The 21,194-nt window shown below is 56.9% G+C and carries 18 protein-coding genes; 6 read left to right on the top strand and 12 right to left on the bottom strand.

Going from position 1 to position 21,194, the window contains the following annotated elements:
- Positions 1-59: 59 nt before the first annotated feature.
- The 6 genes from menA to priA form a co-directional block, all read right to left on the bottom strand.
- Positions 60-986, bottom strand: a complete 927-nt coding sequence (gene menA / locus Q1L34_RS25640) for a 1,4-dihydroxy-2-naphthoate polyprenyltransferase (protein ID WP_004869386.1) — start codon at positions 984-986, stop codon at positions 60-62.
- Between the two features lie 68 nt (positions 987-1,054).
- Positions 1,055-2,389, bottom strand: coding sequence for an ATP-dependent protease ATPase subunit HslU (gene hslU, locus Q1L34_RS25635; RefSeq protein ID WP_004869389.1), 1,335 nt, complete (start codon positions 2,387-2,389; stop codon positions 1,055-1,057).
- A 9-nt stretch (positions 2,390-2,398) separates the two neighbouring features.
- A complete protein-coding gene (gene hslV / locus Q1L34_RS25630; protein WP_004869393.1) occupies positions 2,399-2,929 on the bottom strand; it encodes an ATP-dependent protease subunit HslV in 531 nt (176 codons plus the stop codon).
- Between the two features lie 91 nt (positions 2,930-3,020).
- Positions 3,021-4,016, bottom strand: a complete 996-nt coding sequence (ftsN, locus tag Q1L34_RS25625) for a cell division protein FtsN (protein WP_071887201.1) — start codon at positions 4,014-4,016, stop codon at positions 3,021-3,023.
- A gap of 91 nt (positions 4,017-4,107) precedes the next feature.
- Positions 4,108-5,136, bottom strand: coding sequence for a DNA-binding transcriptional regulator CytR (cytR, locus tag Q1L34_RS25620; RefSeq protein WP_004869399.1), 1,029 nt, complete (start codon positions 5,134-5,136; stop codon positions 4,108-4,110).
- Positions 5,137-5,287: 151 nt separating this feature from the next.
- Positions 5,288-7,483: a primosomal protein N' gene (gene priA, locus Q1L34_RS25615; protein ID WP_327204319.1), complete on the bottom strand. Its 2,196-nt coding sequence runs from the start codon at positions 7,481-7,483 to the stop codon at positions 5,288-5,290.
- A gap of 241 nt (positions 7,484-7,724) precedes the next feature.
- Here priA and rpmE point away from each other — a divergent pair, with 241 nt between their 5' ends.
- Entirely contained in the window at positions 7,725-7,940 is a 216-nt protein-coding gene (rpmE, locus tag Q1L34_RS25610) for a 50S ribosomal protein L31 (protein ID WP_004869403.1), read from the top strand.
- A 126-nt stretch (positions 7,941-8,066) separates the two neighbouring features.
- Here rpmE and metJ read toward each other — a convergent pair whose 3' ends face one another.
- The gene (gene metJ / locus Q1L34_RS25605; protein ID WP_004869405.1) at positions 8,067-8,384 is read right to left on the bottom strand and encodes a met regulon transcriptional regulator MetJ; all 318 of its coding nucleotides are present in this window, start codon (positions 8,382-8,384) and stop codon (positions 8,067-8,069) included.
- A 266-nt stretch (positions 8,385-8,650) separates the two neighbouring features.
- Here metJ and metB point away from each other — a divergent pair, with 266 nt between their 5' ends.
- A complete protein-coding gene (gene metB / locus Q1L34_RS25600; protein WP_004869407.1) occupies positions 8,651-9,811 on the top strand; it encodes a cystathionine gamma-synthase in 1,161 nt (386 codons plus the stop codon).
- Positions 9,812-9,813: 2 nt separating this feature from the next.
- A complete protein-coding gene (locus Q1L34_RS25595) occupies positions 9,814-12,246 on the top strand; it encodes a bifunctional aspartate kinase/homoserine dehydrogenase II (RefSeq protein ID WP_004869409.1) in 2,433 nt (810 codons plus the stop codon).
- Positions 12,247-12,290: 44 nt separating this feature from the next.
- On the opposite strand, the gene Q1L34_RS25590 is transcribed toward Q1L34_RS25595, so the two are convergent.
- A complete protein-coding gene (locus Q1L34_RS25590) occupies positions 12,291-12,662 on the bottom strand; it encodes a carboxymuconolactone decarboxylase family protein (RefSeq protein WP_004869411.1) in 372 nt (123 codons plus the stop codon).
- A gap of 90 nt (positions 12,663-12,752) precedes the next feature.
- On the opposite strand from Q1L34_RS25590, the gene Q1L34_RS25585 reads away from it, so the two are divergent.
- The gene (locus Q1L34_RS25585; protein WP_004869414.1) at positions 12,753-13,652 is read left to right on the top strand and encodes a LysR family transcriptional regulator; all 900 of its coding nucleotides are present in this window, start codon (positions 12,753-12,755) and stop codon (positions 13,650-13,652) included.
- A 167-nt stretch (positions 13,653-13,819) separates the two neighbouring features.
- A complete protein-coding gene (gene metF / locus Q1L34_RS25580) occupies positions 13,820-14,710 on the top strand; it encodes a methylenetetrahydrofolate reductase (protein ID WP_327204318.1) in 891 nt (296 codons plus the stop codon).
- A 30-nt stretch (positions 14,711-14,740) separates the two neighbouring features.
- Here the strand turns inward: metF and gldA are convergent, their stop codons facing one another.
- From gldA to Q1L34_RS25565, 3 genes are all read right to left on the bottom strand, one after another.
- Positions 14,741-15,844 carry a bifunctional L-1,2-propanediol dehydrogenase/glycerol dehydrogenase gene (gene gldA, locus Q1L34_RS25575; RefSeq protein ID WP_015585427.1) on the bottom strand — a complete coding sequence of 368 codons (1,104 nt, stop codon included), beginning with the start codon at positions 15,842-15,844 and terminating at the stop codon, positions 14,741-14,743.
- 54 nt (positions 15,845-15,898) lie between these two features.
- Positions 15,899-16,561, bottom strand: a complete 663-nt coding sequence (gene fsa / locus Q1L34_RS25570; RefSeq protein WP_004869426.1) for a fructose-6-phosphate aldolase — start codon at positions 16,559-16,561, stop codon at positions 15,899-15,901.
- 211 nt (positions 16,562-16,772) lie between these two features.
- The gene (locus Q1L34_RS25565) at positions 16,773-17,624 is read right to left on the bottom strand and encodes a helix-turn-helix transcriptional regulator (RefSeq protein WP_004869432.1); all 852 of its coding nucleotides are present in this window, start codon (positions 17,622-17,624) and stop codon (positions 16,773-16,775) included.
- Between the two features lie 151 nt (positions 17,625-17,775).
- On the opposite strand from Q1L34_RS25565, the gene zinT reads away from it, so the two are divergent.
- A complete protein-coding gene (gene zinT, locus Q1L34_RS25560) occupies positions 17,776-18,426 on the top strand; it encodes a metal-binding protein ZinT (RefSeq protein ID WP_015585425.1) in 651 nt (216 codons plus the stop codon).
- 105 nt (positions 18,427-18,531) lie between these two features.
- On the opposite strand, the gene ppc is transcribed toward zinT, so the two are convergent.
- Entirely contained in the window at positions 18,532-21,183 is a 2,652-nt protein-coding gene (gene ppc / locus Q1L34_RS25555; RefSeq protein ID WP_004869440.1) for a phosphoenolpyruvate carboxylase, read from the bottom strand.
- Between the last annotated feature and the right edge of the window lie 11 nt (positions 21,184-21,194).

Genomic DNA, 21,194 nt, shown 5'->3' with positions numbered 1-21,194 from the left:
GTATATCTCGCGAATCGTATTGTTGGCAAAATCATCAATTGTTAATTGATATTTGTCAGTTAACCCACCAGCTTGCTGCAAATAATCCCAATGACAAACAGCAGGTTGGTCAGCAGCGCTGCTTTCACCGTGCGTTCCAGCATCGGGCGCATCGCCACCGGCTCGCGCTCGCGCATCACAAATCGCGCCTGCTTCACCAGCAGCGGCGTGGCGAGCAGGAACAGCCAACCCCATGGGCTATGCAGAGAAATCAGGGTAAACAGCGCCAGGCACAGCGGCGCACCGATGAGCAGGCAAGCGTGATAGCGGCGAGCGTTGAGCGGCCCCAGACGTACTGCCAGCGTGTTTTTGCCGTTCTCTCTGTCGCTGTCGATATCGCGCAGATTATTGATATTCAGCACCGCGGCGGCTAACAGACCACAGGCGGTAGCGGGGAGGAAAATGGTTGCTTCAATCGTGTGGGCCTGGAGATACCAGCTCCCTGCGACGCTAAGCCAGCCAAAGAAGACCAGCACCGAGATATCGCCAAGGCCGATGTAGCCATAGGGCCGGGTGCCGACGGTGTAGGTGATCGCGGCGATAATCGCTAAGCTCCCCAGCACCATGAAACCAATAAAATCGGCCATCGTCTGCCAGGCGCAGAACAACAGCGCCAGCCCGGAGAGGCAAATCAGCACCACGGTAACGATCAGCGCGCGTTTCATCTGCGGCTGGGTAATGGCCCCTTTTTGCATGCCGCGTAGCGGCCCGATACGGTCGGGTTTATCGCTGCCCTTAACGGCATCGCCATAATCGTTCGCCAGGTTGGATAAGATTTGCAGCAGGCCGGCGGTGATCAGCGCCAGCAGCGCCACCCAGGGATCGAAGTACCCCTGATGCCACGCGAGCGTCGTACCGACAACAATGGCGGAAAAGGCCAGCGGTAGCGTTTTTGGCCGCAGGCTTTCCAGCCAGGCCTGGGTTCGGTTTATCGGTTGTTCAGTCATAATTCCTGGCCAAAAAAATGGGGCTATATATAGCCCCATCGATTGTGATGAAAATACATTGAACCGGATTATAGGATAAAACGGCTCAGATCTTCATCCGCCACCAGCACATCCAGATGCTTACCAACATACTCGGCATCAATAATGATGCTCTGACCACCCATTTCGCTGGCGTCAAAGGAGATGTCTTCAATCAAACGCTCCAGCACGGTGTGCAGACGACGAGCGCCGATGTTTTCGGTGGTTTCGTTAACCTGCCATGCCGCCTGCGCAATGCGCTTGATGCCGTCTTCCGTAAACTCGATGTTGACGCCTTCGGTCGCCATCAACGCTTTATACTGAACGGTGATGGAGGCGTTCGGCTCGGTCAGGATGCGCTCGAAATCTTCCGTCGTCAGCGCTTTCAGCTCGACGCGAATCGGCAGACGACCCTGTAGTTCAGGGATCAGGTCAGACGGACTGGCCACCTGGAATGCGCCAGAGGCGATAAACAGAATGTGGTCAGTTTTCACCATGCCGTGTTTGGTCGACACCGTGCAGCCTTCGACCAACGGCAGCAGGTCGCGCTGCACGCCTTCGCGAGAGACATCCGGGCCGGAGCTGTTGCCGCCGCGCTTACAGATTTTGTCGATCTCATCGATAAATACGATACCGTGTTGTTCTACGGCGTCGATGGCATCCTGTTTGAGCTCTTCCGGGTTGACCAGCTTCGCCGCTTCTTCTTCAATCAGCAGCTTCATTGCGTCTTTGATTTTCAGCTTGCGCGGTTTTTGCTTCTGGCCGCCCAGATTCTGGAACATCGACTGCAGCTGGCTGGTCATCTCTTCCATGCCCGGAGGGGACATGATTTCCACACCCATCGGTGCAGCGGCAAGATCGATCTCGATTTCTTTATCGTCGAGCTGACCTTCGCGCAGTTTTTTGCGGAATGCCTGACGGGCGGCAGACGGTTCCTGAGGCTGTTCCGCCTGGCCCCAGTTGTTTTTTGCCGGCGGGATCAGCACATCAAGAATGCGCTCTTCCGCCAGCTCTTCCGCGCGATAGCGGTTTTTATCGATCGACTGCATGCGGACCATTTTGATCGCCGCATCGGTCAGGTCGCGGATAATCGAATCCACTTCTTTCCCGACATAGCCCACTTCGGTGAATTTTGTGGCTTCAACTTTGATGAACGGCGCGTTGGCCAGTTTCGCCAGACGACGGGCAATTTCCGTTTTACCCACACCGGTCGGACCGATCATCAGAATGTTTTTCGGCGTGACTTCGTGACGCAGCTCTTCGTTCAGCTGCATACGGCGCCAGCGGTTACGCAGCGCGATAGCGACAGAACGCTTCGCCGCGTCCTGGCCGATAATATGTTTGTCGAGTTCGCTGACAATTTCGCGTGGGGTCATTTCAGACATGGGAGATCCTTACGCTTTAGAGGCTAATTCTTCGATGGTGTGGAAATGGTTGGTATAAATGCAGATATCACCTGCAATATTCAACGCCTTCTCTGCGATATCGCGTGCGCTCATATCGGTATTTTCCAGCAGAGCGCGGGCAGCGGCCTGAGCGTAGGGACCACCGGAGCCGATAGCAATCAGGTCGTTTTCTGGCTGCACCACGTCACCGTTACCGGTGATGATCAGCGAAGCGTTTTCATCCGCCACGGCCAGCAGAGCTTCCAGTTTGCGCAGCATACGATCGGTACGCCAGTCTTTCGCCAGTTCCACGGCGGCTTTGACCAGGTGCCCCTGATGCATTTCCAGTTTACGTTCAAACAGTTCAAATAGCGTGAAGGCGTCGGCGGTGCCGCCGGCGAAGCCCGCGATCACTTTGTCGTTGTAGAGACGACGCACTTTTTTCACGTTACCTTTCATGACGGTATTGCCAAGCGTGGCCTGGCCATCACCGGCAATAACCACATGGCCGTTACGGCGAACACTAACTATTGTTGTCACGAGCAGACCCCTTGGTTACAAAAGCGGAATAGGGGCCCCGCGCTTCACGCGGGGCAGAATGCAATTATAGATGGGGGGGATTTTTAGGGTTTCAACCCCTGGCGGCGAGACGAATGCAGTTTGCGTGTCCGGCCATCTTCAGGCGAGTGATCATATCGTTTGCGCTCTCCTTGCCCTTCAGTGGCCCAATGACCACGCGATTCCAGCCATTGTTGGTGGTAATGCGCGAGGAGAACCCTTCAAACGCCAGCTGCGCCCGAACGGTTTCCGCCTGTTCTGCGCCTTTAAAGGAGCCGCACTGAATCATCCAGCTACGATCGTCTTTCTTCTCCGCCGCTGCTTTCGGCGCCTCTTCAACGCGAGCAACCGGCGCAGCTGCCTGGGCTTTAGGCTGTGCGGCGGTATGCGCAGGCGTCTGCAGCAGATCCTGATACGGCTGTTGCGTCGAGGCGGTTTGTTTCGGCTGTTGTACCGGCTTTGGCTGCTGGTACGGCTGCTCTGCAACGCGCTGCTGCGCGCGCGGCTGTTGTTGCACCGGCGCCTGCTGCTGGGTTTGCGCCCATTGTTGCTGAGCCTGCTGCTGTTGTTGTACCTGCTGCTGCGCCAGACGCTGGCGCTGCAGCGTTTGCTGGCGCTGAGCCGGGGTTTGTTCGTTCCACGGCACCTCGGTCAGCTGGGTCGGCTGCTGGCGCATATCCGCCTGCATTTGTGCCAGCAGCTGGCGCTGTTCATTGGTCAACTGCTCGGGCTTCATGACTTCCCCGCCGGCCGTCGGTTCAGTAGGCGCACGTACGCCAGGCTGGCGACTTTCCAGCTCTTTGATATAGCGCCAGCGCTCTTCCGGTTTCGGCGGGAGGCCATTACCTGCCACCTGACGGTTTTGCAGCGCTTCCGCTTCTTCTTTTTTATGGTGCGTGATGAAGTACAGCCCACCGATAAAGGCCACCAGCACTGCCGCCGCGATCGCAACCATAGTCGGTGAAACCGCCGGAAGGCTGCTCTGTTTATTCCTTGAGCTTCGGGTATTACCCTTTTTGCGCCGCGAAGGAGCCGGTTGGCTGCGGCGTACATAATCTCGTTGTGCCACTATCGTTTCGCTGTTTTATTCGTTCGTCAGTCCGCCATGTTACTTAAGCGGCGGGCCTTTGACCAGAAGAGCAGGCCCGAAAACCTGATGGTTATGCTCTGATTTTGCGTGTACTGCCGCGAACGATCAGTTCGCAGTCCAGCAATCGTGAACCGCTGTTCACATTGTGACCATGTAGCTGATCCAGTAACAGGAGCATTGCTTCGCGGCCAATATCAAAGCGCGGTTGCGCAACGGTCGTCAATGGCGGATCGCAAAATTCGGATAAAGAGATATTATCGAAACCGACAATAGACAGATCGTCAGGTACCTTCAGTCCCCGGCGTTTTGCCAGCGACAGCGCCCCCAGCGCCATGATATCGCTATGGCAGAAGACCGCGGTCGGCGGCACCGGCAGCGCCAGAAGCTGTTCCAGCGCGCTGGCCCCGGCTTCATAGGTAAAGTTACCGCGAGCGATATAGTGCGGATCGATGGTGATCCCGCTACGACGCAACGCCTGCACATAGCCCTGGAGGCGATAGTGGCAGAGCGGCATCTCTTCCGGGCCGGCGATACAGCCAATACGCTGGTGACCCAGTTCGTGCAGATAATTCACGGCATTAAATGCGGCGGTGAGGTTATCGATGTGCACCGTGGGCAGCTCCAGCTCCGGCGCAAATTCATTCGCCATCACCATCGGCGGTAGATTGCGCTGTTCTTCAACGCCTGCGTCAAACGGCAGACGGGAGCCTAGCAACAACATACCGTCGATCTGCTTGGTAATGATCAGGTCGATAAAAGTCTTTTCCTGCCGGTTCTGGTGGGCGCAGTCGCCGATCAGCACCAGATAGCCCTGTTCTGCCGCGGTAATCTCAATGCCGCGGATAATCTCGCTGAAAAAGGGATCGCAAATATCCGGTACGATGACCAGAATCGTACGCGACTCGTTACGTTTCATATTGCGTCCGAGCGACTGCGGCAAATAGCCGACTTCCAGCGCCGCCTGCTCCACCCGGTTACGGGTAGTCTGAGAAACCTTATCCGGATTCATTAACGCTCGGGACACGGTTGCCGTTGAAACGTTTGCCTTCAGGGCGACGTCTTTCATTGTGGCGGCAACCACCTGTTTTTTGGGCTTCACCTGTTTTCTCCTCGCTGACTGGCGCAGACACTTCCCTTGTGTTCTGACATCAGCAACATTTTTAGCAGATAGTCGACGCAGAGAGTTACAGAATTTTCATGAAAAACGTGATGGTTGTTGAATTTTTTCGATCCGTCTCGCAAGAGAAGGCTTAACCTTCAATAGGATCGACGTCCAGGACCCATTTTACCTTGCGCGCTTCCGGCAGCGTATTGATCAAGGCCAGCGTACCGCTGACGATATGCTGCAAGCGAACGCGTGAAGGGTGCTGGAGCAGAATTTGCCAGCGCCAGCGGCCCCCGCGTTTGGGCGCCAGCGCCGGAACCGGACCCAGCACCCACAGTTTGTCATCGGCCAGCGGACTGGCCTGCAGTAAATTACGCAACTGCTGCAGGAACAACGGCGCCTGCTGATTGTTATGGTCTTCGGCACGAATCAGGACATGGCTGGTCCACGGCGGCAGCTGCATGGTCTGCCTTTCGGCCAGCGCCTGTTCGGCAAAGGCGTCGTAGCCTTTATATAACAGCGTTTGCAGCAGCGGATGTTCCGGATGGTGGGTTTGCAAAATCACCTCTCCCTGTTTACCCGCGCGTCCTGCGCGGCCAGAGACCTGGGTATAGAGCTGAGCGAAGCGTTCTGCCGAGCGGAAATCGGCGGAAAACAGCGCACCATCGACATCCAGCAGCGACACCAGGGTAACATCCGGGAAATGATGACCTTTGGCCAGCATTTGAGTGCCGATCAGGATGCGTGCGCCGCCGCGATGAATATCGGAGAGGTGCTGTTCGAGCGCGCCTTTACGGCTGGTGGTATCCCGGTCGACGCGAGAGACCGGCACGCCGGGAAACAGCGGCGCCAGCGCCTGCTCCAGCTGTTCGGTGCCCAGTCCGACCGGCACCAGATGCGTAGAGCCGCAGGAGGGGCACTGGCGCGGGATCGGACGCTGGCTGTCGCAGTGGTGGCAGCGTAAATGATGCTGTGCCTGATGCAAGGTGTAGTAGCTGTCGCAGCGCGGACACTCTGCGATCCAGCCGCAGTCATGGCACAGCAGCGCCGGGGCGAAACCGCGGCGGTTCAAAAACAGAATCACCTGATTATCGGCCTGCAAATGCTGACGCATGCGGGCAATCAGCGCCGGGGAGAGTCCCGCCTGCAATTGCTGTCCTTTCAGATCCAGCACGTGCTGCTGCGCCGGACGAGCGTTACCCGCACGCTTTGTCAGCTTCAGCTGGCGATATTTCCCCTGGCGGACATTGTATAGCGTCTCCAGCGCCGGGGTTGCCGAGCCAAGAATAATCGGGATTTGCTCGCTATGAGCGCGCCACACCGCCAGATCGCGCGCGTGATAGCGCCAGCCTTCCTGCTGCTTATAGGAGCTGTCGTGCTCTTCATCGATAACGATCACGCCCAGGTTTTTAAATGGCGTGAACAGCGAGGAACGCGTGCCGATGACGATAGCTGCTTCGCCATTTTTGGCCTTCAGCCACGCGGAAAGACGTTCGCTGTCGTTAAGGCCGGAGTGCAGGACTTCAACCGGGGCGTTAAATCGCTGACGGAAACGGGCGATGGTTTGCGGCGTCAGGCCAATTTCCGGCACCATCACCAGCGCCTGTCGGCCTTGCGCCAGCACGTTTTCCAGCACGCTGAGGTAAACTTCCGTTTTCCCGGAGCCGGTAATCCCCGCCAGCAGCCAGGTTGAAAACCGATCCGATGCGCTGTGAATCGCCCCGACGGCCGTGGCCTGCTCGGTGTTGAGGCGCAGCCGCTCGCCGGGTACAGCAAAGTGGGTTCGCCAGTCGGTGAGGGCGGGCGCTTCGCTTGCCAGCTCGCAAAGCCCTTTCCCGCGCAGGGCCTGCAACGCCGCATCGTTGAACTCCAGCTCCGCAACCTGGAGACGCCAGATCCTTCCCTGACGCAGTGCGGCCAGAGCCTGCTGCTGTTTTGGCGAGCGTTTGAGGCTGTTGATATCGACAGCCTGGCCCTGCTCGGTCGCGAACCAGTACCACTGCGGCGCTGCGCTGGCCGGTTTCCCCTGGCGAAGCATGATCGGCAGGGCGTGGAACAGCACATCGCCGATGGGATGATGATAGTAGTCGGCCGCCCACAGCAGCAGTCGCCAGACGGCAGAAGAAAATACCGGTTCGGCATCCAGCGTGGCGATGACCGGTTTGAGCTCATCCAGCGGCAGCTCGCTGTGTTCGCTGACGGCGGTCACAATCCCAATACGCTCTTGCTTACCGAACGGCACGCGCACGCGGCAGCCTGCTTTGACCGGCATTCCCTCAGGTAGCAGGTAGTCAAAGGTACGGGGCAGCGGGACGGGCAGGGCAACGTGGGCGACGGGCATGTCATCTTCCTGACTTGAAATCTGGCCGGTTAGTATACACATTGTGATAAGGGCTCGCGGATCAGTTTGCATATGCTGGTCAAATTCTGTATGATTCGCCGCCTTTGGTGCGCTTCGTGCAGCATCAGAATCTATTACCCGGGGATTACGCTTAGCGGAATTGCGCCGGGAAATTATTAACATCGCGTGGTGTCTGGCGTTAGGGCTGGAAGAGCGACGCGGCCTTAACTGAGGTTCTCCCATGAAAAAAGATATTCATCCGAAATACGAAGAAATTACTGCTTCTTGCTCTTGCGGTAATGTCATGAAAATCCGTTCTACCGTAGGTCACGACCTGAACCTCGACGTGTGCGGTAAATGCCACCCGTTCTACACTGGCAAGCAGCGTGATGTTGCGACCGGTGGCCGCGTTGACCGCTTCAACAAGCGCTTCAGCGTTCCAGGCACCAGCAAGTAAGTTGCCGGAAGAAAAAGCCGCCCACGGGCGGCTTTTTTTGTTTCTGTCGTTATGCCCGACATGCAGATTCAGGATGGGCAGAGACGTAAAAAGGGCGGAAGGTCACTTCCGCCCTTTTTTATTGACTCAGTATTCCCACGTATCCGGATCGATACCCATCTCGCGCATAATCTGTTTCGCCGCTTCCGGGATCTCATCGCTGCGCTCTTTACGCAGGTCTTCATCGTTGGGTAACGGTTGACCGGTAAATGCATGCAGGAACGCTTCACACAGCAGTTCGCTATTGGTGGCGTGGCGCAGGTTGTTGACCTGACGACGCGTGCGTTCATCGGTGAGGATCTTCAACACCTTCAGAGGAATGGATACCGTAATTTTTTTTACTTGCTCACTCTTCTTACCGTGCTCAGCGTATGGGCTGATATATTCGCCGCTCCATTCAGCCATGAGATACCTTTAATCCTCTAGTCATTAGTTAAGGGCCAGAACCACGGTCCGGGCCATAATTGCGCGTAGTTTACCGTAGAGGGGGCGTTCTGACACCCGATAAGCCCCTGCAGAGATGCGCTAATGCATATAATTTTAACGGCTATTCTCTATTTGCTCAATCTATACGCAAAGAAGTTTAGATGTCCAGATGTATTGACGTCTATTGTGACAATGATTACTCTGGTGCCTGACTTTTCACCGATTCAGCCCAGGAACTGCCCAACATGACGCGTAAACAGGCCACCATCGCAGTGCGTAGCGGTTTAAATGACGACGAACAATACGGTTGCGTTGTCCCGCCGATTCACCTTTCCAGTACCTACAACTTTACCGGCTTTAATGAACCCCGTGCCCACGACTACTCCCGCCGCGGTAACCCTACCCGCGATGTGGTGCAGCGCGCGCTGGCGGAGCTGGAAGGGGGAGCGGGCGCCGTTCTGACCAATACCGGTATGTCGGCGATTCTGCTGGTGACGACCGTGTTCCTGAAGCCCGGCGATCTGCTGGTGGCCCCTCACGACTGCTACGGCGGCAGCTATCGTCTGTTTGATAGCCTGGCGAAGCGCGGCTGCTATCGGGTTCTGTTTGTCGATCAGAACGATGAACAGGCGCTGAGTGCGGCATTGTCTGAAAAACCGAAGCTGGTGTTGGTCGAAAGCCCAAGTAATCCATTGCTGCGCGTGGTGGATATTGCGAAAATCTGCACGCTGGCTCGTGAAGCGGGTGCGGTGAGCGTGGTGGATAACACCTTCCTGAGCCCGGCGCTGCAAAATCCGCTGGCGCTGGGAGCCGATCTGGTGCTGCATTCGTGCACAAAATACCTGAACGGGCATTCTGACGTGGTCGCCGGGGTGGTGATTGCGAAAGATCCGGCTGTTGTCACCGAACTGGCATGGTGGGCGAATAATATCGGCGTAACCGGCGGCGCATTTGACAGCTACCTGCTGCTGCGTGGTTTACGTACGCTCTCTCCGCGTATGGAAGTCGCACAGCGCAATGCGCTGGCGATTGTCGACTATCTGAAAACCCAGCCGCTGGTGAAAAAACTGTATCATCCATCTCTGCCGGAAAATCAGGGGCATGAGATTGCTGCCCGTCAGCAAAAAGGTTTTGGCGCGATGTTAAGCTTTGAGCTGAAGGGCGATGAGCAGACGCTGCGTCGTTTTCTGAGCGGATTATCGCTGTTTACGCTGGCCGAATCGCTGGGGGGCGTAGAAAGTCTGATTTCGCACGCTGCGACGATGACCCATGCAGGTATGGCGCCTGAGGCGCGCGCGGCGGCGGGGATTTCAGAAACGCTTCTGCGTATTTCGACCGGTATTGAAGATGGTGAAGATTTAATTGCCGACCTGGAAAATGGCTTCCGGGCAGCAAACGAGGAATAAACATGAGTGTGAATGCGCAGGCAGGGGCGAAGGGTCGTCAGCTGCACAAATTTGGTGGGAGTAGTTTAGCGGATGCGAAATGTTACCTGCGCGTCGCGGGGATCATGACGGAATACTCGCAGGCCGGTGACATGATGGTTGTCTCCGCCGCTGGCAGCACCACCAACCAGCTGATTAGCTGGCTGAAGCTCAGCCAGACCGATCGCCTTTCTGCGCATCAGGTACAGCAGTCGCTGCGCCGTTACCATATGGAGCTGATCGCCAGCCTGCTGTCGGCAGAAGCGGCAGATACGCTGATCGCGTCGTTTATTCACGACCTCGAGCGTCTCGCCGGCTTGCTGGATAGCGGCGTGACCGATGCGGTCTATGCTGAAGTGGTCGGCCATGGCGAAGTGTGGTCTGCACGTCTGATGGCCGCGGTGCTCAACCAGCTGGGACTGGAAGCGGCATGGCTTGACGCACGTAGCTTCCTGCGCGCCGAACGCGCTGCGCAGCCGCAGGTGGATGAAGGTCTGTCTTATCCGCTGCTGCAACAGCTGATGGCGCAACATCCCAACAAACGTCTGGTGGTGACCGGCTTCATCTCGCGCAACAGCGCCGGGGAAACCGTCCTGCTGGGGCGTAATGGTTCTGACTATTCCGCGACCCAAATTGGTGCCCTGGCCGGGGCGTCTCGCGTCACTATCTGGAGCGATGTGGCCGGGGTCTACAGCGCGGATCCGCGTAAAGTGAAGGATGCGTGCCTGCTGCCGCTGCTGCGCCTGGATGAAGCCAGCGAGCTGGCGCGCCTGGCGGCTCCGGTCCTGCACGCCCGTACCCTTCAACCGGTCTCCGGTAGCGATATCGATCTGCAGCTGCGCTGTAGCTACACGCCTGAGCAAGGCTCCACGCGCATTGAGCGCGTGCTGGCGTCCGGCACCGGCGCGCGAATTGTCACCAGCCATGATGATGTCTGCCTGATTGAGTTCCAGGTGCCCGCCGGTCAGGATTTCAAGCTGGCGCACAAGGAGCTGGATCTTATCTTTAAACGCGCCCAGCTGCGCCCGCTGGCGGTGGGGGTGCATGCCGATCGTAAGCTGCTGCAGTTCTGCTATACCTCGGAAGTGGCCGACAGCGCGCTGCGTCTGCTCGATGAAGCGGGTCTGCCGGGCGAGCTGCGTCTGCGTCAGAAGCTGGCGCTGGTGGCGATGGTCGGGGCGGGCGTCAGCCGTAACCCGCTGCATTGCCACCGTTTCTGGCAGCAGTTGAAAGGACAGCCGGTCGAGTTTACCTGGCAGTCTGAAGAGGGGATTAGCCTGGTGGCGGTGCTGCGCGCAGGCCCGACGGAAAGCCTGATTCAGGGCCTGCATCAGTCCCTGTTCCGGGCAGAAAAACGTATTGGCCTGGTCCTGTTTGGTAAAGGCAACATCGGTTCGCGCTGGCTGGAGCTGTTTGCCCGTGAACAGAGTACGCTCTCAGCCCGCACCGGCTTCGAGTTTGTCCTCGCCGGCGTGGTGGACAGCCGCCGCAGCCTGCTTAACTACGACGGTCTGGATGCCAGCCGCGCGTTAGCGTTCTTTAACGATGAAGCCGTTGAGCAGGATGAAGAGTCGCTGTTCCTGTGGATGCGCGCTCATCCCTATGATGATTTAGTGGTGCTGGACGTGACCGCCAGCGAGCAGCTGGCCGATCAGTACCTTGATTTTGCCAGCCACGGCTTCCACGTCATCAGCGCCAATAAGCTGGCCGGGGCCAGCAGCAGCGATAAATATCGTCAGATTCACGATGCGTTCGAGAAAACGGGCCGCCACTGGCTGTACAACGCTACGGTCGGCGCGGGTCTGCCGGTGAACCATACCGTGCGCGACCTGATTGACAGCGGCGATACTATTCTGGCGCTGAGCGGTATTTTCTCCGGCACGCTCTCCTGGCTGTTCCTGCAGTTTGACGGCACCGTGCCGTTTACCGATCTGGTCGATCAGGCCTGGCAGCAGGGGCTGACGGAGCCGGACCCGCGCGTTGACCTGGCGGGGAAAGACGTGATGCGTAAGCTGGTTATCCTTGCGCGCGAAGCCGGTTATGACATCGAGCCCGATCAGGTGCGCGTCGAATCGCTGGTGCCTGCGCACTGTGAAGAGGGCTCTGTGGATCACTTCTTTGAGAATGGCGAAGAGCTGAACGAACAGATGCTGCAACGTCTGGAGGCCGCCCGTGAACTGGGGCTGGTTCTGCGCTACGTGGCGCGTTTTGATGCCAACGGAAAAGCGCGGGTTGGCGTTGAAGCCGTCCGCGAGGAGCATCCGCTGGCGGCGCTGCTGCCGTGCGATAACGTCTTTGCCATCGAGAGCCGCTGGTACCGCGATAACCCGCTGGTTATCCGCGGCCCGGGTGCCGGCCGCGACGTGACCGCTGGCGCTATTCAGTCGGATATTAACCGTCTGGCACAGCTGCTCTAATCCTGCCTCTGCCCGAGACCAGACCGGCGTCTGGTCTCGGAGTATCAATGCGCCGCAAAGACCTCTTTGGCGGCGAACAGGCCATTTAAGGCCGCCGGGAATCCGGCATACACCGCCATCTGCATGATGACTTCGATAATCTCCTCCTGCGACAAACCGACGTGTAACCCGGCGGCAATATGCACTTTTAGCTGCGGTGCGGCATTGCCCAGCGCGGTTAAGGCGGCAATGGTGGCGATTTCACGGCTGCGTAAATCGAGCCCCGGGCGGGCGTAAATATCGCCAAACGGGAATTCAATCAGGTAGCGGGCAAAGTCCGGGGCGATGGCCTGCAGGCTTTTGACGACGGCATCGCCGCCTTTACCGTCAACGCGCTGCAACATGTCCAGGCCGGTGGTATAACGCTCGGATGTCATGATCTTTCCTCATAATGATGATGGGTTGGGAAGAAGGTTAGAGGCGTTGATCGGACTTGAGTAATACCCTTTTCGTGATACCTTTCAGGTATGACAAGTTTACGCTTACAGACTCTTGATATTCGCCTGCTGCGCTATTTTGCCGTGGTGGCGGAAGAGAATAATATCAGCCGGGCGGCGCAGCGGTTGTTTATCTCGCAGCCGCCGCTGAGCCGTCATATCCGTCATCTGGAAACGTTGCTGGGCGTGACGCTTTTTGTCCGCCATACCAAAGGGCTGATTCTTACCGCAGAGGGTGAGCGGGTGCTGGAGCTTATTCGTCCGCTTCTGGCGCTGCAGGAGGCGACGCTGAGTGCGCTGGGGCAGCTGTCCGATGACCGGCAGCAGCCCTTACGTCTGGGGCTGACGACTGCCTTCGAACAGGGTATTTTTGCGTCTCTGGAATCGGCGTTGGGTCGCCAGGTCAGGGCGCTCTCCCTCCTTCGCCACTCCTCGCCTGCCCTGGCTCAGCAGGTGCGCAAAGGCAAGCTGGACGCCGCGCTGATTGCGCTGCCGCTGGATGCCGCTGGGTTAACGCTTTCTCCTTTGCCCTATCATGAACCGCTGATTGCGGCGCTACCCGCGTCATGGCCGGAATCCGCAATCTCCCGGCTGGTCTTAGAACAGCTGAATCATCGGCCGCTGTTTTGGTTCAGGCGCGAACGTAATCCGGCCTTTTTTGACGCAACCCGGCGCATTTTTGAGCGTATTGGCTACGTGCCGGCGTATGTGGAGGAGCCCGCTGAGCATGACGTACTGCTGGCACGTATCGCACGCGGAGAAGGGATGATCTTGCTGCCGGCATCATTTGCCGCGATACAGCGTCAGGGGGTGGTATTTCATCCGCTGGAGGGGACTCGCTTGCGTTTGTCGCTGGGATTAGTGACGCGACCGGAAGATGAAGCTTTGCGCGCGTGGTTGCTGCCGTTTATTGAGGAATCATTATCTTAGCGTTGAGTTGTATGAATTAATCTCATCTTCACTGAATATTCCTCACTCTTTACGCTGATTTTTCTATTGACGCCTGCTCTCTTTTCCGTCATTTTTACATCTGGACGTCTAAACGTATAGAAGTTCGCAACACAACAAACAATAAAATGCGATTGATGAGGTAAGGTATGAGCTTTTTTCACGCCAATCAGCGGGAAGCCCTGAATCAGAGCCTGGCAGAAGTGCAGGGCCAGATTAATGTGTCCTTTGAATTCTTTCCGCCGCGCACCAGTGAAATGGAGCAAACCTTGTGGAAATCCATCGATCGCTTAAGCAGCCTGAAGCCAAAGTTTGTCTCGGTGACCTATGGCGCCAACTCCGGCGAGCGCGACCGTACTCATAGCATCATAAAGGGGATTAAGGAGCGTACCGGTCTGGAAGCGGCACCGCATCTGACCTGTATTGACGCCAGCCGCGATGAACTGCGCACGATCGCCGAAGACTACTGGAACAACGGTATTCGCCACATCGTTGCCCTGCGCGGCGATCTGCCGCCGGGTAGCGGTAAGCCTGATATGTATGCCGCAGATCTGGTGACGCTGCTGAAAGAGGTCGGGGATTTTGATATCTCCGTTGCGGCCTATCCTGAAGTTCACCCGGAAGCCAAAAGCGCGCAGGCAGATCTGCTGAACCTGAAGCGTAAAGTCGATGCGGGTGCTAACCGCGCGATTACCCAGTTCTTCTTTGATGTTGAAAGCTATCTGCGCTTTCGCGATCGCTGCGTGTCCGCCGATATCGATGTCGAAATTATTCCAGGCATCCTGCCGGTTTCTAACTTCAAACAGGCGAAAAAGTTTGCCGACATGACTAACGTCCGTATTCCCGTATGGATGTCTAAAATGTTTGAAGGGCTGGATAACGATGCGGAAACTCGTCAGCTGGTGGGGGCGAATATCGCCATGGACATGGTGAAGATTTTAAGCCGTGAAGGGGTGAAGGATTTCCACTTCTACACGCTGAACCGTGCTGAGATGAGCTACGCCATCTGCCATACGCTGGGCGTGCGTCCGGCGGTATAAAAAATGGCCCTCATCGAGGGCCATGTTGTTTTATTCCCACTCGTCCAGAAAACGCTGGCCGTACTGATCGGCGACCAGTAGCGCGGCGTAGACTTCATCAGCGGTCGCGCCGCCGGGCATATTGTGGATAGTTTCTCCCTCTGCGCAGGCCGCTTCCGCGACGGTACGCATTTTGCCGGGAATATCGCCCTTAATATCCAGCTGAGCCAGGGTGAGAGGCAGCCCGACGCTGTGACACAGCGCGGCGACGGTTTCAATCTCTTCCAACGGGGCATTTTCCAGAACCAGCTGCGTCAGTGTCCCGAAGGCGACCTTTTCACCGTGATAGTAGTGATGCGCGTCCGGAATGGCGGTAAGGCCGTTATGGATCGCATGCGCTGCCGCCAGCCCGCCGCTTTCGAAACCAACGCCGCTGAGATAGGTGTTGGCTTCGATAACTTTCTCCAGCGCCGGCGTGACGACATGTTGCTCCGCCGCCAGCATCGCTTTTTCACCTTCTTCAATCAGCGTGTTGTAGCACAGCTCAGCCAGCGCCAGCGCCGCCTGAGTGCATTTGCCTCCGGCCATTGTCGTGGCGCCGCTGCGTGAACAGGCCCGGGCTTCAAACCAGGTGGCCAACGCATCACCGATGCCCGCTGCCAGCAGGCGCGGCGGAGCGCCGGCGACAATTTGCGTATCGACAATCACCATGTTCGGGTTGCGCGGCAGCATCAGATAGCTGTCAAACTCGCCTTCGTCGGTATAGATAACGGAGAGGGCGCTGCAGGGGGCATCCGTTGAGGCAATTGTCGGGGCAATCACTACCGGAAGATTCATAAAGTGGGCTAATGCTTTAGCGGTATCCAGCGTTTTTCCGCCGCCGATTCCCAGCACGGCATTGCAGCGAGCAGCGCCGGCGATTTCACGCAAGCGATTGATTTCATTATGCGAGCATTCACCGCCAAACGGCACGATTTCAGCAGCCAGACCCGCATCGGTCAGGCTTTTACGCAGCTTTTCTTCGGCAAAACCCAGCACAAACTTGTCGCCGACAATGAGCCAGCGTTCGGCCAGCGGTTTGAGATAGTTGCCAAGGCGGGTGATAGCATTCGCACCCTGAATATATTTGCCTGGGGATTGAATAATGCGATCCATTTCGATTCCTCCTGGTTGATCGTGGCGCCGCCCTCTGGCGACGCGACAATCGGGTTACAGGTTCAGATTGCCAAAAGCGTTATTCCAGTCTTGCTCAAACTTCTCTATGGCTGACTCTACCGCAGGGGTGCCGAGCATTTGTTGCGCTACGTCTAAGGGAAGGGTGATAGCTTCACAGCCGGTCAGCAGGCAATCCAGCGCCTGACGCGGAGTTTTAAAGCTGGCGGCCAGCACTTTGCTCCCCGGCGCGTGCTGTTCCAGCAGGGATTGCAGCTCCTGCACCATGCGAATCCCGTCCCCCCCCTGGGCATCGACGCGGTTGACATAAGGGGCAACATATTTTGCCCCCGCCAGCGCTGCCAGCAGCCCCTGCGCGGCGCTATAGACCGCGGTACCCAGCGTCGGGATGCCTTCTTTCTTCAGTAATTTGATAGCGGCGAGGCCTTCAGCGGTGACCGGGATTTTAACCACGATGCCCGGAACGGCATTACTCAACCGTTTGGCTTCCGCCACCATGCCCTCAGCATCGCGGCTCATCGTCTGGGCAAACAGCGTTCCATCGGCTCCAATGGCCTTTTGCAGACGCGGGAGAACATCCCAGATCGGCGTTTTGCCTGCGGCGATAATGCTCGGGTTGGTGGTCACTCCGGCCAGCGGATAGATTCGTGCCAGACGTTCAACTTCTGCTACGTTCGCGGTGTCCAGATAGAGTTCCATAGCCTTTCCTCAATTCTCAATTCAGTGATGTTGAGGTAAGGATACGGCTTCTCCTCGGCGGGTCGCCAGATGACAAATTTGCCAAAAACTGGATAAATGTACGCATTGCGGGTAAGGATGATTTAGATCACATTTTCCAGCTATATCTGGCGAACCTGGGCAGGGCGAGCGTAATAACGCGATGGCTTACTTACAAAAATCTAGTTTCTGCTTAGCGCGGCTTCTCCGTCAGCTGGCTGTGATACTGGCGGCGATACTCGGAGGGAGAACGCTCGGTATTCTTGCGAAACAGACGGCAGAAATAGTTGCTGTCGACAAAACCGCAGGCGTGAGCGACATCTTTGATTTTCATGTCGTGGCCTTTTAACAGCATTCGGGCCTGCTCAAGTCGGATGTGATTCAGATACTCGTTAAACCCCATGGGCCCGCATTTCTGGAACAGATGGGAGAGATAGTTTGGCGAGAGATAAAATTCCTGTGCTACCGATTCGCGGGTTAACGGTTCGGCAAAGCGAGCGTCGATATATTTGCGGATCGCTTCAAAGAGCGCCTGACTTCGGGAGGCGGTTTGCACCTGGCTACCAAGCAGGTCGGCGCAGTGGCTCAGCAGGCTGATAACGATGTATCTCGCGGTGTGTTGTTCCTGCGGTTGCATCTGCATCTCATTGAGCGCCTGGAGCAGGAAGGAGCCGGTCCGGGGGCCGCGGCGCGGTACCTGAAGCCTCTCCTCAACATTCAACATACTGCCGTTCCAGCGCGTCAGGGTGAGCTCTAACTGCTGCTTGCCAAACACAATGCTCAGAACGGTACAGGGCGACTGCCAACGGGGAGAATGCCATCCGCCGGCGTGAATAAACAGCACGTCATGCCGGGACAGCACGGGCGGATCGGCTTTGATACCGGCATCGTGAAGCTGCCCATCAAGCATGATGTCGAGGCGTGGAAAATCCGCCTTCTGCACGTTACCGGAAGCCGGACGGCTGTCGGTGGCAAATCGGATCTGCCGGATCGTCGCCGGGCTTTTGATTAACGCGTCGATGTGTTGATTGAGATCGGTATCCATTCTTGCTCCGTAGAAGGCGCCACATTTTTATCATACCGGACAGCGTGGAAAGGGTAAAAGCAGAGGGTAATGAAGGGGAATCGTATTGCAGATTATATATGATATGTTATATCGTAACATATCATTGCAAATGTTAACTCAGGAGAGAGTGATGACCAAAAAGATTTCTGCCCTTGCGCTGGGGGTTGGCATGCTGTTAGCCAGTGCTCAGACCTTTGCTCACGGCCACCATAGCCATGGCCCCGCGTTAACGGAGGCGGAGGTGAAGGCCAGCGAGGGTATTTTTGCCGATGCCGACGTTAAAGATCGGGCGCTGAGCGACTGGGATGGGATCTGGCAGTCGGTGAATCCGTATCTGCTGAAGGGGGATTTGGATCCGGTGCTGGAGCAAAAAGCCAAAAAAGCGGGCGGCAAGAGCGTGGCGGAATATCGGGAATATTATAAGAAAGGGTATGCCACCGATGTGGACCAGATTGGGATCGAAGATAACGTGATGGAGTTCCACGTTGGCAAAACCGTTAATGCCTGTAAATACACCTATTCCGGCTATAAGATCCTGACCTATGCTTCCGGCAAGAAAGGCGTGCGTTACCTGTTCGAATGTCAGCAGGCGGAATCAAAAGCGCCGAAATTTGTTCAGTTCAGCGATCATATTATCGCACCGCGTAAATCACAGCATTTCCATATCTTCATGGGCAATGACTCGCAGGAGGCCCTACTGAAAGAGATGGATAACTGGCCGACGTATTATCCTTATGCTCTGCATAAAGAGCAGATTGTCGACGAAATGCTGCACCATTAATAAAAATCCCCGGCCGCGTGATGCGGACCGGGGAAAGCGTAACCGGATCGGGCGCGATCCGGTTTTTTCCCGGTAAATATCGTCTTACCGGGAACGGCTGATAAATTAGCCCGTGTTGCGCATACCTGCGGCAACGCCCGCGATGGTGACCATCAGCGCTTGTTCGACGCGCGGATCCGGCTCTTTACCTTCTTCTTCCGCCAGACGCGAACGGTGCAGCAGTTCTGCCTGCAGGACGTTCAGCGGGTCGGTATAGATGTTACGCAGCTGGATAGATTCGGCGATCCACGGCAGGTCGGCCATCAGGTGGGAGTCGTTTGCAATATCGAGCACCACTTTGATCCCGTTGGACAGCAGCTCACGCAGCTCCGCGCCCAGTTTCCATAGCTCCGGTTTCACCAGACGCTGATCGTAGTATTCCGCCAGCCACAGGTCAGCCTTCGAGAACACCATTTCCAGCATGCCCAGACGGGTAGAGAAGAACGGCCAGTCGCGACACATGGTTTCCAGCTCGCTCTGCTTGCCATCTTCTACCACTTTTTGCAGCGCGGTACCTGCGCCCAGCCAGGCCGGCAACATCAGGCGGTTCTGGGTCCAGGCGAAAATCCATGGAATAGCGCGCAGGGACTCGACGCCACCGGTGGCGCGACGTTTTGCCGGACGCGAGCCGAGCGGCAGTTTGCCCAGTTCCTGCTCCGGCGTTGCGGAGCGGAAATAAGGGACAAAGTCTTTATTTTCACGCACGTAGCCACGATACATGTCACAAGAGATGTCCGACAGCTCGGCCATGATGTGACGCCATTCCGGTTTGGGTTCCGGCGGCGGCAGCAGGTTGGCCTCCAGGACTGCGCTGGTGTACAGCGACAGACTGCTGATGGTGACTTCCGGCAGACCGTATTTAAAGCGGATCATCTCGCCCTGTTCCGTCACGCGCAGGCCGCCTTTCAGGCTTCCCGGAGGCTGAGAAAGCAGCGCCGCGTGCGCCGGGGCGCCGCCGCGACCGATAGAGCCGCCGCGTCCGTGGAACAGCGTCAGTTCAATACCGGCTTTTTCGCAGGTTTTGATCAACGCATCCTGCGCCTGGTATTGCGCCCAGGACGCGGCCATCACGCCGGCATCTTTCGCCGAATCGGAGTAGCCGATCATGACCATCTGTTTGCCCTGAATAAAGCCGCGATACCAGTCGATGTTCAGCAGCTGGGTCATGACGTCATTGGCGTTGTTCAGATCGTCCAGGGTTTCAAACAGCGGCGCAACCGGCAGAGCAAAGCCGATACCGGACTCTTTCAGCAGCAGGTGAACCGCCAGCACATCGGATGGCGTCTTCGCCATGGAGATCACGTAAGCGGCGATGGATCCGTGCGGCGCTTCGGCGATCACCCGGCAGGTATCGAGCACTTCGCGGGTTTCATTGCTTGGCTCCCACTGACGTGGCAGCAGCGGGCGTTTGGAGTTCAGTTCGCGGATCAGGAAGGCCTGTTTGTCGGCTTCTGACCAGCTTTCGTAATCACCGATGCCGAGATAGCGGGTCATCTCCCCCAGCGCTTCGGTATGGCGGGTGCTTTCCTGACGAATATCGATACGCACGAGCGGTACGCCGAACGATTTCACGCGGCGCAGGGTATCGAGCAGTTCGCCGTTGGCGATAATGCCCATGCCGCAGGACTGTAGCGACTTATAGCAGGCATAAAGCGGTTCCCACAGCTGTTCGTTCTGGGTAATCAGGCCGACAGGTTTCGGCAGCTTCTGTCCTTTCAGGCGAGCTTCCAGCCAGGCCTGGGTTTCCATCAGCTGGGTACGCAGTTTTTTCATCAGATAACGATACGGTTCCTGCGCGCCTTCCGCACCGGCCAGCTCCCGCAGTTCGTCGGTACATTCGACCATCGACAGTTCGGAAATCAGCAGCTGAATATCTTTCAGGAACAGGTCGGTGGCTTTCCAGCGGCTCAGCAGCAGCACCTGACGGGTGATATCGGCGGTCACATTAGGGTTACCGTCGCGGTCACCACCCATCCAGGAGGTGAAGCGCACCGGTACAAAGTCAACCGGCAGCTGATAGTTGAGGTTCTCTTCCAGCTGTTCATTCAGCTCGCGCAGGTAGTTTGGTACCCCTTCCCACAGGCTGTTTTCAACAACGGCAAAACCCCATTTCGCTTCATCAACCGGGGTCGGGCGGTACTTACGGATTTCATCCGTATGCCATGACTGGGCGATCAGCTGGCGCAGACGGCGCATCAGCTGATGGTGTTCGTAATCCGCGATATCTTTATTATCAAGCTGCTTCAGGCAGTTGTTCACTTCCACCATTTTGTGGATCAGCGTACGGCGGGTGATCTCGGTGGGGTGAGCGGTTAACACCAGCTCCAGAGACAGGGACTCCACCGCTTTTTTAATGGTGTCTTCGTTGAGATGAGGTTGGTCTTTGAGTTTTCTCAGGGTGCGGGCAATCACTTCCGGATTGCTGGCCGCTTCGCCGTTTGGCGAAATACTGTGGTACTGCTCCGCCGTATTCGCCAGGTTCAGGAACTGGCTGAAGGCGCGAGCGACCGGCAGCAGCTCGTCGTTGGACAAGTTTTGCAGCGTGGTGAGCAATTCCTGGCGATTGGCTTCATTGCCGGCGCGAGAAGACTTGGACAATTTACGGATAGTTTCGACACGATCAAGAATGTTCTCTCCCAGTGCATCCTTGATGGTATCGCCTAGCACCTTACCGAGCATACTGACATTACTACGCAAAGCGGAATATTGTTCGTTCATGTTACCCCAGA

The sequence above is a fragment of the Klebsiella ornithinolytica genome (genome assembly GCF_030505655.1).
GTDB classification, from domain to species: domain Bacteria; phylum Pseudomonadota; class Gammaproteobacteria; order Enterobacterales; family Enterobacteriaceae; genus Klebsiella; species Klebsiella ornithinolytica.
Note: the sequence above shows the minus strand (reverse complement) of the source record. Positions and strands in the feature narration are given on the sequence as shown.